Consider the following 16,502-nt stretch of genomic DNA (forward strand, 5'->3'; position numbering starts at 1 on the left):
CCCGCACAAAGCAAAACGCCGCCCTCGCTGAGGGCGGCGTTTTGTCGCAGTAGCCACTACATCCAGTAGACCACCACATACAGTCCGAGCCAAACGACATCAACGAAGTGCCAGTACCACGCGGCGCCTTCAAACGCGAAATGATGATCGGGTTTGAAGTGTCCGCGGATCAGTCGTACCAACACAACGGCCAACATCAACGCGCCCATCGTCACGTGAAAACCGTGAAACCCGGTCAGCAGAAAAAACGTCGAGCCGTAGACGCCAGAGGTCAACTTCAGGTTCAACTCGTTGTACGCGTGAAAATACTCATAGCCTTGCATGAACAAGAAGATCACACCGAGCAGCACCGTCGCGGCCAGCCACACGATTGCCTTGTTCCGATGATCGTCGCGCAACGCATGATGCGCGACCGTCAACGTCGCGCCGGACGTCAGCAGCAACGCAGTATTGATCGTTGGAATGGGCCACGGCTGCATCGACTTAAAGTGCGCCACCAGGTTGGACGGACCATTGTTCGGCCACACCGCCGAAAAATCAGGCCATATCAACTTCGCATCCAGGTTACCGAGGTCTTGCAGCGCGAACTGCCGGGCATAAAACAACGCACCAAAGAATGCGCCAAAGAACATTACTTCGGAAAAGATGAACCAGCTCATGCTCCACCGATACGACGTGTCGACGCGCTTGCCATACATGCCAGTCTCGGACTCGCCGATCGAGTCGCCGAACCAGTGCCACAACACAAATAACAACCAAGCGAGACCGAGTGCAAACGTCAGTGACGCGAACGGCACACCGTTAATCCAGCCGGCGAGCGAGCCGAGCATGGCCAACAAGCCCATCGCCGCAGCTATCGGATGCTGCGACGGATTCGGTATGAAGTAATACGGGCTCTCGTTTTGTCCGCTCATGATTGATTCTCCACTTCAGTCCAGTTCTTTCTTGATGCAGGCCCTGTCTTGTCCGCAATCATCTACAACCGACACCGGCTGGCGCGATTAAATGCTCGGCTGTGTCACGAAGTGAACGACCACCAGCAAGATCCCGATGAACACCGCAGCGCAAACGAAGCCTGCAATAATCACATGCAGCGGGTTCAGGCTCGCGAAATCGCGTTCATGCTCCTTGCCCTTGCGTACACCAAAAAACGACCATAGCACCGCCCGCATCGATCGGATAACACTCGCGACGGCACTCAAATTCTTGGGCCGATCAGGCATGACCGTCCTCCCGTCTTTCATGGGATTAGATGCTTGAGCACGACACTCACAAAGAAGACGGCAACAATTGCGATCAAAATAGCCAGCAACCGAAAGTTGGCCGCACGTTGCTGGGCTGGTGTTCGTCTTTTTTGTAAATCCGTTCGCATCATTTGACGGCCCTGGCGCACGCCAGGGCCTCCTATCACAATAACAGCACGCTAGCCTCGATTACCGTCCGGTGCTCATTTGACCGTCGGCGGCATTTCGAACGTATGGAATGGCGCCGGACTCGGCACTGTCCACTCAAGCCCCGTTGCACCATCCCATGGTTTGTCGTCCGCTTTCACGTGTTCGCCATGACCACGGTACGTAGGCAACGCAACCGCCAACAGGAAGTACACCTGTGCAAGTCCAAAGCCAAACGCACCGATCGTCGCAATTTGGTTGAAATCGGTGAACTGAGCCGGATAGTCAGCGTAGCGGCGCGGCATACCGGCCAGCCCGAGGAAATGCATCGGGAAAAACGTGAGGTTGAAGAAGATCATCGACGCCCAGAAATGGATCTTTCCACGTGTCTCGTTATACATCCAGCCGGTCCACTTTGGCGACCAGTAATACCATCCGGCAAACAGCGCGAACAGTGAGCCGGCAACAAGTACGTAATGGAAGTGCGCGACCACGTAATACGTGCCATGAAGCGGAACATCGAGCGGCGCCATCGACAGGATCAATCCGGTAAAGCCGCCCATCGTGAACACGAAGATGAAGCCGATTGCGAACAGCATCGGCGTCTCAAACGAGAGCGCGCCACGCCACATCGTCGCGACCCAGTTGAACACTTTGACGCCAGTGGGCACCGCAATGAGCATCGTCGCGTACATGAAGAAGAGCTGCCCGGTGACCGGCATGCCGGTCACAAACATGTGGTGCGCCCATACCATGAACGACAGGATCGCAATCGACGCCGTTGCATACACCATCGAGCTATAGCCGAACAGTGGCTTGCGCGAGAAGGCCGGTACCACCTGCGAGATGATCCCGAATGCCGGCAGAATCATGATATAGACTTCCGGATGACCGAAGAACCAGAAGATATGCTGATATAGCACCGGGTCACCGCCGCCGGCCGGATTGAAAAATGCCGTGCCGAAATGCCGATCAAACAACAACATCGTGATCGCGCCGGCCAGTACCGGCATCACTGCGATCAACAAGAATGCGGTGATCAGCCAGGTCCAGCAGAACATCGGCATTTTCATCAGCGTCATGCCAGGCGCGCGCATGTTCAAAATCGTCACGATGATGTTGATCGCGCCCATGATCGACGACGCACCCATGATGTGCACCGCAAAGATGCCCAGGTCCATGCCCGGCCCCATTTGCACTGACAGCGGCGCATACAACGTCCAGCCCGCGGCGGTCGCGCCGCCCGGCGAGAAAAACGAGCCGACCAGCAGTACCGCGGCAACCGGCAGCAGCCAGAAGCTGAAGTTATTCATCCGCGCAAACGCCATGTCAGCCGCGCCGATTTGCAACGGCACCATCCAGTTCGCAAAGCCAACAAATGCCGGCATGATCGCGCCGAACACCATGATCAGCCCGTGCATCGTCGTGAGTTGGTTGAAGAACTCGGGCCGCATAATCTGCAGGCCGGGTTCAAACAACTCCGCACGGATCAGCAGCGCCATCACCCCGCCCGACAAAAACATCACGAACGAGAAAATCAGGTACAGCGTGCCGATGTCCTTGTGGTTGGTTGCGAACAACCAGCGCCGCCAGCCATGCGGATAATCGTGCGCATGGTCGTGTGCGTGATCGTGACCTGCCGCGACGTCGTGTCCGATCGTTGGCATAACACTTCTCCTAAAACAAATTCCGGGGCCGAATCAACGGTTGCATGCGGGACATCAGGCGCCGTTGCCCACTACCGCGACGGCAGGCACCTTGCCGTTGCGCGCGTCTGCGACCTGTCGGGGTTGTAATACCACACCGTTATGGTTGTCCCACGTATTGCTCACAAACGTGATGACTGACGCAATTTCAACATCGCTTAACGTCGGGCCCCATGCCGGCATTTGTCCCTTCCCGTTCAGCACGAGGTCCAAGTGTCCGGCAATCGGGCCTTTGACGACCGCGCTGCCGTCAAGCGCCGGGAACGGCCCCGTGCCCTTGCCGCTCGGTTGATGGCAAACCGCGCAGTTGGCCGCATACACTTTTGCGCCTTGCTCCTTCAGTTCATCCATCGTGTACATTTTGTTCGGCTCATTGGCCGACGCGCTCATTTTCTTTTGCTCATCAGCGACCCATTTCGCATAGTCGTCTGCGCTCTTGACTTCGACGACGACCGGCATATACGCGTGCTCTTTACCACACAGCTCGGTGCAGAAACCCCGGTACGTCCCGACCTTTTCGGCCTTGAACCACGTTTCGCGTGTAAAGCCGGGGATCGCGTCTTGCTTGACACCGAACGCAGGCACGTACCACGAGTGCACGACATCTGCGGCAGTCGTGATGATCCGGATTTTCTGGCCCACCGGCACAACGAGCGGATAATCGACTTCCTGCAGATAGGTATCGGAAATCGGCTCCTTGCCGTTGATCATCGAGCGTGGCGTCGTCAGCGTCGATAAAAAGCTGATGCCCTCACCCGGCCCCTTCACATAGTCATAGCCCCATTTCCATTGGTAGCCGGTGACCTTGACCGTCAAGTCCGCGTTAGAGGTGTCTTTCATCGCGACCACCGCCTTCGTCGCAGGCAGCGCCATCAACACGACGATCAAGAACGGCACGACGGTCCAAATGATTTCGACGGTGGTGCTTTCGTGAAAGTGAGCAGGTTTGAAGCCTTTCGATTTGCGATGCACGATGATCGAATAGCACATCACGCCAAACACGCCGACAAAGATCACCGCACAGATGATCAGCATCATCGTATGCAAGCCGTAAAGCTCCTCGGCGATCTTGGTGACGGGCGGCTGGAAATTCAGTTGATTGACCGCCGGGCCACCCGGCGCATCATTGATCGCCTGGGCCGTGCCTGCGACGAGCCACGTACTCGCGGCAAGCATGCCCGCGAAGGCTCGCTTGATTGTTTTCATAGCTTCCTTACCCAAAATTACCATTCAGACTCGCCTTCCGCCCTGCTGCCCCGGTGCCCGCACGACGTGCACTGCTTGAGCCACGCGCGCAATTCGCGTGCAAACTCGGCGCGATGCTCGAACGCAAGATGCCGCCCAACCGATACCGACACCCGACCCGATGCCACGGTCACGCATTGGCGCGGCTCGCGTCCCGGCTCGATCCGAACCCAGCACGGATTGAACTCGAACTGCGTGACGCTGCCGGCGCTCACCCGTCGGATCAAAAGATGGTCCGGGCACAGACGGATGTATTCGTAATCGACCGCATGGCGCGCGTAAATGATGAACGCGACACCTACCGCGAGGAGTTCGATGCCCGTAAAAGGCAGCACCAGCCACGCGCCGCTGAGCGCGACGGCCAGTCCAATCGAGCAGGATACCAGCACGAGCAACAAGTAGAAGCAAACGAACTGACGCGGAGACGCCGAACAGTTGCGCCGCTGCATCCAGTCCTTCAACACCGGACCGGAATCGGTTGGCCATGTCATTGCCTCCATCGCCGCTCCTCGTGCTACGTGCCCATCGCCCCCATAGTGCGGACCCCCAAGCGACAAACTGACGCATTATAGGCGGGTTCATGGTCATCCACAAGCAACGCCAAACCGGCTCGAACCTTTGCCCGACAAGCCTCTGCGCCATTTTGACGCAGTTTGCGACAGTCATTTTCAGCAGCGATTTCCGGGATAACGAAGTATCGGTCCCGCCGCCCACGCGCGCATGCCGATGCATCAGAAAGACATCCTGCGCGCACCGCGCGACATATGGCCGATCTCGTCGACGCGGACGATGCCATGGCCTTCAGGCGTCACGCGAGCCACGGCCTTCCACGCATGACCGTAGACCACCTCAAAGGTGAGCGGTATCGTGCCGTCGGGCTGCCGTTGCGCTTCCAGCGCGTCGAGCAGGCGACGATACATGCCGCGCGAAATCAGGCCGCGCGACACATCGGCGCGCGCGTCGCCGCGCCGCGCACTCTGCGGTGGCATTGCCCCCCAGCGGTGCACATCGGCCAGCAGCGATTGCGGGGACGCGTACGTGACTGTGAGCGTCTCCATATCCATCACTGGAATCTCGAAGCCGCTGGCAACCAGCATGTCGCCGCAGTCATGCATATCGACAAAGTCGAGCACATGCTGCGCCGCGCCACCATCTGCGACCGCCCACGCCCTACGCAGCTCGCGCAGCGTATCAGGACCGAGCGTGGAGAACATCAGCAGCCCGCCAGTTTTCAGTACCCGCTGCCACTCGGGAAACACCCGGTCCGGACGCGCATGCCACTGCAGCGCCAAATTTGACCATAGCAAGTCAAAACACTCCGGCGCAAACGGCAGCGCGCCGAAGTCGGCCTGCACCCGGTCGCGCGGTCGAGCGCGGCCCGGCGCAAGATGACGCAATGCGGCCGGCAGCAGACGGCGCCAGCCGCCCGCTGGGGCGGGCTGCCCGGACGCCGCGTGGGCACCACCGCACCCCAACGCGTGCGCGGCGCCGAGCATCGCGCGCGATAGGTCCGCGCCATAGACGCTGGCCGGCGTGAAGCGCGCGCGCAGCGCATCGATGTCCTCGCCCGTGCCGCACCCCGCGTCGAGCACCCGCACCGGCTGCAGCTTGATGTACTGCAATCGCTCATGCATGCGCTGCGCGATCTCGCGCGGCAAGAACGCCACGTCACGAAATTGCGCGGCACGACGATCAAAAATCTGCCTGAGCTGGCGCAACCCGGGAGCGCGCTGCGCATCCGTATCGGTGTCTTGGTCCGCCGGACGGTCGTGGTCGGTTGGCATGAGCATAGGCTTGCGGGAAGGGCCGCAGTATACTCGTTCGACCGCCCTAATCCAGTATCCGTTTCCGTTTCTGATGAAGCAGTCTACCCCATTGCCCACGCCGGCCCGCGACCGTACATCCGTCAACGATCACAGCAGTGACCGACGGCGCAGCCACGCGCGGCCCGCCACGGCGGCAGTACGCATCGCCCACTCAAGCCATGCCCCCGGCGGGGCGCGTACCGGCCGCGGGCAGCGCCGCTGGGTAGCCAAGCTGCGCAGCTTATGCCACAGCGCTTGGCGCCATGCATTGCCGACGCAGTGCGCACTCTGTGGCAATTTGTCGCATGATGTACTGTGCGACGCTTGCGATGAAATTTACTGGAATGAAGCACGGCTACGCTGCCCGCGCTGCGCGCTGCCACTGCCGCGCAACGTTGCAACGCATTGCTCGTTTTGCGTCCAGACACGACCGGCGTTCGACGCCACCGTGACGCTTGCCGACTATGCGCCGCCGCTCGACCAGTTGGTGGCCGACTTGAAATTTCGCTCCCGTATCGAGCTTGGACGCGATTTCGCGCGCCGGCTGGCACTCGCGTCGCAAGACCTGCCCGAGTTGCCCGACGCATTGATCGCCGTACCACTTTCAGCGTCGAGGCTCTCGTCGCGCGGCTACAACCAGGCTTGGGAGATCGCACGTGTGCTCGCCCGGCGCCTCAGCGTGCGCGCCGATCCGCGCGCTGTCGTGCGTGTGCGCGACACCGGACAACAAGCGCTGCTCGGCACAACCGCCCGGCACGCGAATCTGGCTGGCGCGTTCGCGCTGCGCAAGACGGTCCGCGGCCAACACGTGGGCATCGTGGACGACGTGATGACATCTGGGACAACGCTCGATACGCTTGCGCGAATGCTCAAGGATGCCGGCGCGCGACGCGTCACCAATTTCGTCGCACTGCGCACGCCGCGCGCGTAATCGGCCCCAAGCGGCCACGATCACGACCGGCGCTCGTGCGTCGATGCCCACGCCAGCCACCTCATTGACCCATTCCATGTTTAACGTCGTTCTAGTCGAACCCGAGATTCCGCCGAACACCGGCAACATCATTCGCCTATGCGCGAATACCGGCGCCACGCTGCACCTGGTCGAGCCGCTGGGCTTTCCACTGGACGACGCGAAGATGCGCCGCGCCGGTCTCGATTATCACGAATACGCGCAGATGCGCGTGCACCAGGACTGGAGCACACTGCTCGCCACGCAGCAGCCCGACCCAGCCCGGATGTTCGCCTTCACGACCCGTGGCTCGTCGATGTTTGGAGACCGCGCGTTCCAACCCGGCGATTGGTTTGTCTTCGGCGCCGAAACGCGGGGCCTGTGCGACACAGTGCTGCAGCACTTTGCCGTCGACCAGCGCGTACGTCTGCCGATGCGGGCAGGCAACCGCAGCCTGAACCTGTCCAATACGGTGGCCGTTGTGGTGTTCGAGGCGTGGCGGCAGCATGGCTTCGAGGGCGGCACCTAAACGGCACGATGGTCCGCACCGTTGTCCCGGCTGCTCGCCTAGAACCTCGTGGTCCATGAATGCAAGCACGCAGCACACGCTGATGGCCCTTAGCATGCTGTGCCGGCAGACGAGCATCGCGGCCGCCGCCGTTTAACGCGTCTCGGCCTTCACCTCCCGCCGCAACAGCGCGTCGACCGCGGCGCGAGGCGCTACGCCGTCGAACAGCACGCCACAGACGGCTTCGGTAATCGGCATCTCGATCCCATGCTGCCGCGCGATGGCCAATACCGCGCGCGCGCATCGCACCCCTTCGGCGACATGCCCCAACGCGGCTAGGATCTCGCCCAGCGCGCGTCCGGCTGCCAGTTGGAAACCCACAGTGCGGTTGCGCGACAGATCCCCAGTCGCGGTCAGGATCAGATCACCCAGCCCGGTCAGACCGGTAAAGGTATCGTACCGTCCACCGAGCGCGACGCCCAATCGCGTCATTTCCGCCAGCCCGCGCGTGATCAGCGCAGCCCGCGCATTCAGACCCAGTCCGAGCCCGTCGGCAATGCCGGTGGCAATTGCTAGCACATTCTTGACCGCACCGCCCACCTCGACGCCGACGACATCGTCTCCCGTATAGACGCGCATCGAGCCATGGTGGAATGCATCGACGGTGCGCCGCTGGCATTCGGCGCTCGCGCTGGCGATGGTCAGCGCGACGGGCAGGCCCTGGGCCACTTCCCGCGCGAAGCTCGGGCCGGACAGCGCGCCGCAACTCGGGGGCGCGCCTAGCACATCGGCAACGAGTTGATGCGGCAGATGCATCGTGTCTACATCGAAGCCCTTACACAACCAAACAAGGTGTGCCGGTACGTGGCCCGTATCGCGCATCGCGGTGCAGGCGGCGGCCAGCCCCGCGACCGGCGTGCCAAGCACGCACAGCGCATCGTGCGCAAGCGCATGCTGCAACGCGATCTCCAGGTCGGACTCGTAGCACAGTGCGGGGTCCAACGCGATGCCTGGCAGGTAGCGGCGATTCTCGCGCGCGGCAGCAAGGTCGGCCACGAGGGCCGGATCGCGGGCCCACAGCAGCGTATCATGGCGCTGCGCAAGGTGACTGGCCAGCGCGGTGCCCCACGCACCGGCGCCGAGTACGGCAACTTTCATTGCCAGCACCTCACATCAGCAACATCGTTGCAATCCGTCCAGATAGTCGGTTCCACGGCGATCGGCTGTGCGTCGCTCATCTGCACCGCGTTCAGTGCGTAGTCGCGGAGCCTTCGTTGGCCGCGCCGTTACCTGGCTGGTCATTGACCTGCGCCAGCCGCTGCTCGTACAGCGCCTGAAAGTTGATTTCGGCCAAGTGGATAGGTGGGAAGCCGGCACGGGTGATCGCATCGGCGATGTTTGAGCGCAGGTACGGAAAAATAATCGTCGGGCATGCGATGCCGATCAGCGGATCGATCTGCTCGTTCGGAATGTTGCGTATATCGAAGATGCCAGCTTGCTTGGCCTCGATCAGGAAAGCCACCTTGGTGGCGACCTTTGCCGTCACGGTGCCCGTCACGATCACCTCGAACACGCCGTCAGCAAGCCGCTCCGCCTTAACGTCGACTTCGACTTCAACACTGGGCATCTCCTGCTCCAGGAAGATTGCCGGCGAATTCGGCTGCTCGAGCGACAAATCCTTCAAATAAATGCGCTGGATGTTGAAGAACGGCTGGTTGTTCTGCTGGTCGGACATGAACTTTCCTTCGGTGAAAGGGGCAAGTGCACACGGCATCGAGCCGCCGCACGTCGCCCGAATGGCGCGGCCCAGCGAACGGGGCGCGCGCGTATAACGGCCTGCCGACGCCGCAAGGCGTCGGCAAAGGTCTCGTGCTCAGACAGACGTCAGACTGCCTCGAGCAGCGACATCAGCCCGCCGGCACGGTCGAGCGCGGACAGGTCATCGTAGCCGCCGACGTGGGTCTGGCCGATGAAGACTTGCGGCACTGTACGCCGGCCAGTGCGCTCCATCATTTCCGCCCGACGCTCAGGATCACGATCGATCAGCACTTTCTCGATGTGCTCGACGCCGCGCGACCTCAACAGACGCTCGGCCATCTGGCAATACGGACAGACCTGCGTGCTGTACATTACCACCTTGCTCATTTCCACCTTGCTCATTTCGCCGCTCCTTGCTTGACGACCGGCATGCCGGACTGCCGCCACGCGTTGACGCCGCCTTGCAACGTGAACACTTGCGCGTAGCCGGCCTCCTTTAGCACATTCTGCGCCCTGGCTGAATGCCCGCCGTTTTGGCAGACTAGCAGCACTGGCGTGCTCTTGTTCTTGGCCACCTGTGCAACTTTACTCTTCAACTCATCAAACGGCAGATGACGCGCTTGCGGCAGGTGGCCCTGCGCGAATTCATCGGCACCACGCAGGTCGATGACGACCGCATTGCGGCGGTTGATCAGTTGCGTGGCGTCCGCGGCGGACAGGCCGCGGTCGCGCCGCGTGATGACCGGCCACAGCAGCAGTCCCCCGGAGATGAGGGCAATGGCGATCAATACAAGGTTGGCTGGCTCGGTGAAAAATTTCACGGATGGAATTCGCACAAAGAAAACAATCCGACATTATAAAATATCCGTCCGATGCACTGACGTGCGCCATTGGATCGGCGTGCGCCGGCGGCTTACCGCTTCCTGACTACCGTTGACATTGACATGTACAAGCTCGTCCTCATCCGCCACGGCGAATCGACGTGGAACAAGGAAAACCGCTTCACTGGCTGGGTCGACGTCGACCTCACCGACAAAGGCGCGGCCGAAGCGCGGCAAGCCGGCGTGCTGCTTAAGCAGGCCGGCTACACGTTCGACATCGCGTATACGTCCATGCTCAAGCGCGCCATCCGCACGCTGTGGCACGTGCAGGATGAAATGGATCTGATGTATATCCCCGTCGTGCACTCGTGGCGCCTGAACGAGCGGCACTACGGCGCGCTGTCCGGGCTGAACAAGGCTGAAACGGCAGCCCAGTACGGTGACGAGCAGGTGCTGATATGGCGGCGCAGCTACGATACGCCACCGCCGGCGCTCGAGCCGTCCGATCCGCGCACCTCGTACGATGACCCGCGCTACACCAAGGTGGCGCGCGAGTTGCTGCCGCTCACGGAGTGCCTGAAGGACACGGTCGCGCGCGTGCTGCCAATCTGGAACGAATCGATCGCGCCGGCCATCAAGTCGGGCCGCAACGTGTTAATCGCCGCGCATGGCAACTCGATCCGCGCGCTGGTCAAATACCTGGACGGCATCTCAGACATCGATATCGTCGGGCTGAACATCCCGAACGGCGTGCCGCTCGTCTACGAGTTGGACGAAGCGCTCAAACCCATCAAGCACTATTATCTAGGTGACGCAGAGGCGATCGCCAACGCGCAGGCCGCGGTCGCGAACCAGGGTAAGGCTGCCTAATTTTCCGAACCGTGCCGCCAGTGGCCTGTCCAAGGGCGGTTATACTTGCTCTCCGATTAGCGCGCCCGCCGGGCGCCGCCGCGCGCCATAACACGCCACTGCAACTGTTCACTTTATGCGCAAGACTCTGAAGAACGCAGGTCTGATTGCCGCCGGCCTCGCGACCGGCATGTTCGCCACGCTCCAATTCTCGGCGTCCGCCGCGACCAGCACGACCGCGCCACTGCCGCTAGATCAGTTGCGGCTGTTCGCCGAGGTATTCGGCCAGATTAAGCACGAGTACGTCGAGTCGGTCGACGACAAGAAGCTGTTGACCGCGGCGATCAAAGGCATGGTGTCGAGCCTGGATCCGCACTCATCGTACCTGGACAAGACTGACTATCAAGAGCTGCAGGAACAGACGAAGGGGCGCTTCGCGGGGCTAGGCATCGAAATCACGCAAGAGGACGGCCTGGTGAAGGTCATCTCGCCGATTGAGGATACGCCGGCATTTCGCGCCGGCATCCGCTTCGGGCGACCTGATTACGCGGGTCAACGACAAGCCGGTACGCGGCATGACGTTGGACCGGGCGGTCAAGCAGATGCGCGGCGAGCCGGGTACCAAGGTCACGTTGACCATCTATCGCAAGAGCGACGAGCGCACGTTCCCGGTCACCGTCACCCGCGCGGTGATTAAAGTGCAGAGCGTGAAGGTAAAGATTGTGCAACCAGGCTATGCATGGGTGCGGATCACGAGCTTCCAAGAGCGCACCGTGCCGGACTTGGCGGCTAAGCTCGCCGATATCGCACGCCAGCAACCGCAACTCAAGGGCTTGATCCTAGACTTGCGCAACAACGGTGGTGGCCTACTGCAAAGCGCGGTCGGCGTGGCCGGCGCGTTCCTGCCGCCGGACTCGGTGGTCGTGTCGACCAATGGCCAGATCGCCGATGCCAAGCAGACCTATCGCGACACGTTCGACAACTATCGGTTGTCAACCTTCGACAGCGACCCGCTCAAGAACCTGCCCGCGATCTACAAGACGGTGCCGATGGTGGTGCTAGTCAATGCGTACTCGGCGTCAGCCTCCGAAATTGTCTCCGGCGCACTGCAGGACCAGCATCGCGCGCTGATCATGGGCAAGACCACGTTCGGCAAGGGGTCGGTGCAGACGGTGCGTCCGATGTCCGCCGACACCGCCCTGCGCTTGACGACCGCGTACTACTACACGCCGAGCGGCCGTTCGATCCAGAATAAGGGTATCCGTCCCGATATTCCGGTCGACCAGTTCGCGGACGGCGATCCGGACGATGCCCTGGTCACGCGCGAGGTCGATTACTCGAATCACCTGGCCAACACGCAGGACCCGAACGAGAAGGCCGAGCAGGAAAAGCGCGAGCAGAACCGGCTCGACCAATTGCGTCAGCTCGAGGAGCAGAATTCGAAGAAGACACAGGAACAGCGCGAGAAGGAACGCAGCCGTCCACCGATCGAATTTGGCAGCAGCGATGACTTCATGCTGCAGCAGGCGATGCACCAGCTCAAGGGCGAACCAGTGCAAGTCTCCAAGTCGCTGACCGAGCGCAAGATGGCCGAGAACAAGCCACCCCGCTCCGCGTCCGCGCCGATCGCGGTGAAGCCCGCGCTACCCGCAGTGCCGGGTACCGACAATGCCCCGGCATGGGCGCCCGCCGGCGCGTCCGCGCCACGTTAGGCACCGGGCGCGCGTTGTCGGCCGACATCGCACGCGCCGGCGGCGTGTCGGCGGTGAAGTATCGGCGGTGATGTCGCCGACACGCCGCGCGTGAACTTTGACGAATGCTGCAATGAACGACGACCAACTGCTGCGCTATTCGCGCCATATCCTGCTCGACGAAATCGGTATTGAGGCACAGCAGCGCTTTCTAGACGCGCACGTGTTGATTATCGGGGCTGGCGGCCTCGGTTCGCCGACCGCGATGTACCTCGGTGCAGCGGGCGTCGGCACGCTGACGCTGGTCGATGCCGACACCGTCGATCTGACCAACCTGCAACGACAAATTTTGCATTCGAGCGACACCATCGGACAGGCCAAGGTCGCGTCGGGACGTGCAACGCTCGCCCGCCTCAATCCCGACGTACGCGTGAACGCGATCCACGCGCGCGCGGACGATGCGCTGCTGCAGCAATGGGTGCGGCACGCCGACGTCGTGCTCGATTGCAGCGACAATTTCGCGACCCGTCATGCGGTGAACCGCGCATGCGTCCAGCATCGCGTACCGCTGGTATCCGGCGCGGCGTTGCGCTTTGACGGGCAGATCAGTACGTTCGATGCGCGCGATCCCGCCTCACCCTGCTATGCGTGCGTGTTCGCGCCAGACCAGCCGTTCGATGAAGTCGCATGCTCGACGATGGGCGTGTTCTCCCCGTTGGTGGGCATCATCGGCGCGATGCAAGCGGCCGAGGCGCTGCGCGTGATCGCCGGGATCGGGCGCACGCTGGTCGGGCGGCTGATGATGCTCGACGCGATGACGATGGACTGGCAGACGATGCGTATCGGCCGCCAAGCCGATTGCCTGGTTTGCGGCACACCGCATCGCGGCGCTGACGCCGTGTCGTAGCGCGCCGCCGCGTTACGCCTGCAGCAACCGGTCAAGCGCTGCCTGGATTTCTGCCGGCTCGTATGACGCCAGGACGTCCTCGACCGGCTTTTCCAGACTCTTCAACTGTGCGCGCAGCACCTCCTGCTTAACCAGCAACAACTGGCTCGGATGCATCGAGAACTCGGTCAGCCCCATCCCGAGCAGCAGCCGCGTGAGCGCCGGATCGCCGGCCATTTCCCCGCACACCGACACCGGCACGCCGGCCCGCCTGGCTTCGCGCAGTGTCATGCCGATCAGTTGCAGTACCGCGGGATGCAGCGGGTCATACAAATGCGCGACCGCGTTGTCCGCGCGATCAATCGCCAACGTGTATTGAATCAGGTCGTTGGTGCCGATCGACAGGAAGTCGAGGCGCTTCAGGAATAGCGGCAGCGCGATCACGGCCGCCGGGATCTCGATCATCGCGCCGACCCGCACATTCGGATCGTATGCCAGGCCCGCATCGTCGAGCTGGTGTTTGGCCTGCGCGATCAGGTCCAGCATCTGGTCGATCTCGCGCGCATGGGCCAGCATCGGCACGAGAATCTTCACGGGCCCGAACGCCGAGGCACGCAGGATGGCCCGCAACTGCGTAAGAAACATCTGCGGCTCAGACAAGCTCCAGCGGATCGCACGCAACCCGAGCGCCGGGTTAGACGCCGTCTCGAACTCGTCGCGCGAATCGAGCGGTTTGTCGGCGCCCACGTCGATCGTGCGGATCGTCACCGGCAAGCCGTTCATCGTCTGCACGACGCGTCGATATGCGTCGAATTGCTGCTCCTCTTCCGGCAACTCGCCACGCGCATTCATGAACAAGAATTCAGTGCGGAACAGCCCGACGCCGACTGCGCCGGCGTCCAGCGCGGTGCGTGCATCGTCCGGTAATTCGATATTGGCCAGCAGATCGATCTTTGTGCCGCACACAGTCTGCGTCGGCGAAAACTTCAGCCGCTGCAGCTTGCGTTGCTCAAGCAGCTTTTCGCTTTGTCGATACGCATACTCCTCCAGCACAATCGGCGCCGGGTCGACGATCACCACGCCACGGTCGCCGTCGACGATGATCATGTCGTCCTGCCGGATCAGCGAGCTAGCCTGCTGCACGCCTACCGCCGCCGGGATGCCCAGGCTGCGCGCGACGATCGCAGTATGCGACGTGCGCCCGCCCAGGTCCGTGACAAACCCGTGAAACGTCTGCGTCTTGAATTGCAGCATGTCAGCCGGCGCGATATCGTGCGCGACCACAATCATTTCATCGGTGCCACGCCGCGCGTCGTTGGCCGCCACGGCGGTGGCCGGTGATCCGGCCAACGCCTTGAGCACGCGCTCGACGACCTGCTCCAGGTCCGCCTTGCGTTCACGCAGGTACTCGTCATCGATATCATCAAAATGCTTGGCCAGGCGCTCCAGTTGCTCGGTGAGCGCCCATTCGGCGTTGTAGCGCCGCACGCGGATCAACTCAATTACCGCCTCGACCAGCATCTCGTCGTGCAAAATCAACGTGTGGACGTTGAGGAACGCGCCCATCTCGCTGGGCGCGTCCGCCGGCAGCTCGGCACGCAACGTATCAAGCTCGTCGTGCACAGCCTGCTGCGCCGCGATGAAGCGGGCCACCTCGGCCTCGACATGGTCGGGCTCGACTAGATAATGGGCAACGTCCAGCGCGGCAGGCGCAATCAAATACGCGCGGCCGATCGCGATGCCTCGAGATACAGGGATTCCATGCAGCGTGAACGACACGCGCCCCTCCTCTAGTTGTGCTTGGGCAATTGGGAAGCATCGGACGCGCGTGGGCAACCTGCGCTGGGCGCCATCACGCCTGCCCGGCAAATGTCTGACGCAGACTCAGACCGGCGCACCCATTATAGGTTCTGCCCTGTTTGGCCGCAGCCCGCGATGCAGCATCGGGCAATGCGTCGCGATGTCGCAGCGCGGGATCGCGACACGCATCGGCACTGCTTGGCCGCCAACGCCGATTGTTTGGCGTTACTGACCTTCGCCGAACTTGTCCGCGATCAGCGTGAGGATCGCATCCATCGCCGCCTGCTCGTCGGGACCCTCGGTCTCGATAGTGATCGTGCTGCCGATACCCGCCGCGAGCATCATGACCCCCATGATGCTCTTTGCGTTGATCCGTCGGCCGTTGCGCGCCATCCAGATCTCGCACCGAAAGCTGCCAGCCAGTTGCGTCAGCTTGGCCGACGCCCGTGCATGGAGCCCTAATTTATTGACAATCGTTGCTTCTCTTTGAATCATGTTTGGGTTGGGATTGAAACGATGGAGAGCCCGCGCGAGCAGGCGCAGGCCCGGTGCAGCACGCGCACCGGCCGCTCAGCCCGTCGGGCCACACGGCACGCTCGTCGCGGGATCCGCGGGCAGATCAGCACTGCACGGCGGCAATGCGGTCCCGTGAGCGGCCGACGCCATTTCGGCGCACGGCAGGCACGCCGCTGTGGCAGGCGTGCCCGGCACAACGCCGTGGATGCCCTTTGCACCGCCTTGCAGCGCCTTGTCCGCCAACGTGTCGATCGGCAGCGTCCGATAGCACACCGCGCGCACCAACATCGGCAGATTGACACCCGCCACCACCCGCACGTGCGGCAATGCCGCCAGTTGGGCCGCAATGTTGGCCGGTGTCGCCCCGAACATGTCAGTCAATACCAATGCACCGTTATGCTCGGTCACCTGCTGCAGCTGCGCGTGCGCGTCGGCTAGCGCGGCGACCGGATCGCAGTCCGGTGTCACGTCCAGCACGCCGATGCGCAGCGGCAGACTGCCGTAGAAATGCGCGACACAATCCCGCAACGCCGATGCCAGTGGCGCGTGGGCAATGATCAAGATGCCAGCCATGTCA

General features: G+C 62.0%; 16 protein-coding genes and 2 pseudogenes. 5 read left to right on the top strand and 13 right to left on the bottom strand.

The window, feature by feature from the left end:
- Positions 1-56 precede the first annotated feature (56 nt).
- The 6 genes and pseudogenes from RBRH_RS11205 to RBRH_RS11230 form a co-directional block, all read right to left on the bottom strand.
- A complete protein-coding gene (locus RBRH_RS11205; RefSeq protein ID WP_013436394.1) occupies positions 57-914 on the bottom strand; it encodes a cytochrome c oxidase subunit 3 in 858 nt (285 codons plus the stop codon).
- An 87-nt stretch (positions 915-1,001) separates the two neighbouring features.
- The gene (locus RBRH_RS11210) at positions 1,002-1,223 is read right to left on the bottom strand and encodes a DUF2970 domain-containing protein (RefSeq protein ID WP_041753877.1); all 222 of its coding nucleotides are present in this window, start codon (positions 1,221-1,223) and stop codon (positions 1,002-1,004) included.
- A gap of 224 nt (positions 1,224-1,447) precedes the next feature.
- Positions 1,448-3,058 (bottom strand): cytochrome c oxidase subunit I, encoded by a 1,611-nt coding sequence (gene ctaD, locus RBRH_RS11215; RefSeq protein WP_013436397.1) that lies wholly within the window; start codon positions 3,056-3,058, stop codon positions 1,448-1,450.
- A 60-nt stretch (positions 3,059-3,118) separates the two neighbouring features.
- Positions 3,119-4,327: pseudogene (coxB, locus tag RBRH_RS11220) on the bottom strand (cytochrome c oxidase subunit II); the annotation flags it as partial.
- A complete protein-coding gene (locus RBRH_RS11225; protein ID WP_049786419.1) occupies positions 4,321-4,842 on the bottom strand; it encodes a DUF2244 domain-containing protein in 522 nt (173 codons plus the stop codon). The pseudogene coxB and the gene RBRH_RS11225, both read right to left, overlap by 7 nt.
- Positions 4,843-5,073: 231 nt before the next feature.
- Positions 5,074-6,132 (bottom strand): methyltransferase domain-containing protein, encoded by a 1,059-nt coding sequence (locus RBRH_RS11230; protein WP_370645090.1) that lies wholly within the window; start codon positions 6,130-6,132, stop codon positions 5,074-5,076.
- A gap of 67 nt (positions 6,133-6,199) precedes the next feature.
- On the opposite strand from RBRH_RS11230, the gene RBRH_RS11235 reads away from it, so the two are divergent.
- Together RBRH_RS11235 and trmL are read left to right on the top strand one after the other, a co-directional pair.
- Positions 6,200-7,078: a ComF family protein gene (locus RBRH_RS11235; RefSeq protein ID WP_083813477.1), complete on the top strand. Its 879-nt coding sequence runs from the start codon at positions 6,200-6,202 to the stop codon at positions 7,076-7,078.
- 76 nt (positions 7,079-7,154) lie between these two features.
- On the top strand, positions 7,155-7,625 hold the full coding sequence (gene trmL, locus RBRH_RS11240; protein ID WP_041753878.1) for a tRNA (uridine(34)/cytosine(34)/5-carboxymethylaminomethyluridine(34)-2'-O)-methyltransferase TrmL: 471 nt from the start codon (positions 7,155-7,157) through the stop codon (positions 7,623-7,625).
- A 132-nt stretch (positions 7,626-7,757) separates the two neighbouring features.
- Here trmL and RBRH_RS11245 read toward each other — a convergent pair whose 3' ends face one another.
- The 4 genes from RBRH_RS11245 to RBRH_RS11260 form a co-directional block, all read right to left on the bottom strand.
- On the bottom strand, positions 7,758-8,762 hold the full coding sequence (locus RBRH_RS11245) for an NAD(P)H-dependent glycerol-3-phosphate dehydrogenase (protein ID WP_041753879.1): 1,005 nt from the start codon (positions 8,760-8,762) through the stop codon (positions 7,758-7,760).
- A gap of 91 nt (positions 8,763-8,853) precedes the next feature.
- The gene (gene secB / locus RBRH_RS11250; RefSeq protein WP_041754521.1) at positions 8,854-9,339 is read right to left on the bottom strand and encodes a protein-export chaperone SecB; all 486 of its coding nucleotides are present in this window, start codon (positions 9,337-9,339) and stop codon (positions 8,854-8,856) included.
- Positions 9,340-9,488: 149 nt separating this feature from the next.
- The gene (gene grxC / locus RBRH_RS11255; RefSeq protein ID WP_041754523.1) at positions 9,489-9,749 is read right to left on the bottom strand and encodes a glutaredoxin 3; all 261 of its coding nucleotides are present in this window, start codon (positions 9,747-9,749) and stop codon (positions 9,489-9,491) included.
- 11 nt (positions 9,750-9,760) lie between these two features.
- Positions 9,761-10,183, bottom strand: coding sequence for a rhodanese-like domain-containing protein (locus tag RBRH_RS11260; RefSeq protein WP_041753880.1), 423 nt, complete (start codon positions 10,181-10,183; stop codon positions 9,761-9,763).
- Positions 10,184-10,306: 123 nt separating this feature from the next.
- Between RBRH_RS11260 and gpmA the strand changes: the two genes are divergently transcribed.
- From gpmA to RBRH_RS11275, 3 genes and pseudogenes are all read left to right on the top strand, one after another.
- Positions 10,307-11,053: a 2,3-diphosphoglycerate-dependent phosphoglycerate mutase gene (gene gpmA, locus RBRH_RS11265; RefSeq protein WP_041754525.1), complete on the top strand. Its 747-nt coding sequence runs from the start codon at positions 10,307-10,309 to the stop codon at positions 11,051-11,053.
- A 115-nt stretch (positions 11,054-11,168) separates the two neighbouring features.
- A pseudogene (locus tag RBRH_RS11270) lies at positions 11,169-12,744 on the top strand (S41 family peptidase).
- Positions 12,745-12,856: 112 nt separating this feature from the next.
- Positions 12,857-13,630: a HesA/MoeB/ThiF family protein gene (locus RBRH_RS11275; protein ID WP_041753881.1), complete on the top strand. Its 774-nt coding sequence runs from the start codon at positions 12,857-12,859 to the stop codon at positions 13,628-13,630.
- Positions 13,631-13,642: 12 nt separating this feature from the next.
- On the opposite strand, the gene ptsP is transcribed toward RBRH_RS11275, so the two are convergent.
- The 3 genes from ptsP to RBRH_RS11295 form a co-directional block, all read right to left on the bottom strand.
- A complete protein-coding gene (ptsP, locus tag RBRH_RS11280; protein WP_041753882.1) occupies positions 13,643-15,388 on the bottom strand; it encodes a phosphoenolpyruvate--protein phosphotransferase in 1,746 nt (581 codons plus the stop codon).
- A gap of 246 nt (positions 15,389-15,634) precedes the next feature.
- Entirely contained in the window at positions 15,635-15,904 is a 270-nt protein-coding gene (locus RBRH_RS11290; RefSeq protein WP_013436413.1) for an HPr family phosphocarrier protein, read from the bottom strand.
- 75 nt (positions 15,905-15,979) lie between these two features.
- Entirely contained in the window at positions 15,980-16,498 is a 519-nt protein-coding gene (locus RBRH_RS11295; protein WP_041754526.1) for a PTS sugar transporter subunit IIA, read from the bottom strand.
- Between the last annotated feature and the right edge of the window lie 4 nt (positions 16,499-16,502).

It is taken from the genome of Mycetohabitans rhizoxinica HKI 454 (assembly GCF_000198775.1).
GTDB lineage: Bacteria > Pseudomonadota > Gammaproteobacteria > Burkholderiales > Burkholderiaceae > Mycetohabitans > Mycetohabitans rhizoxinica.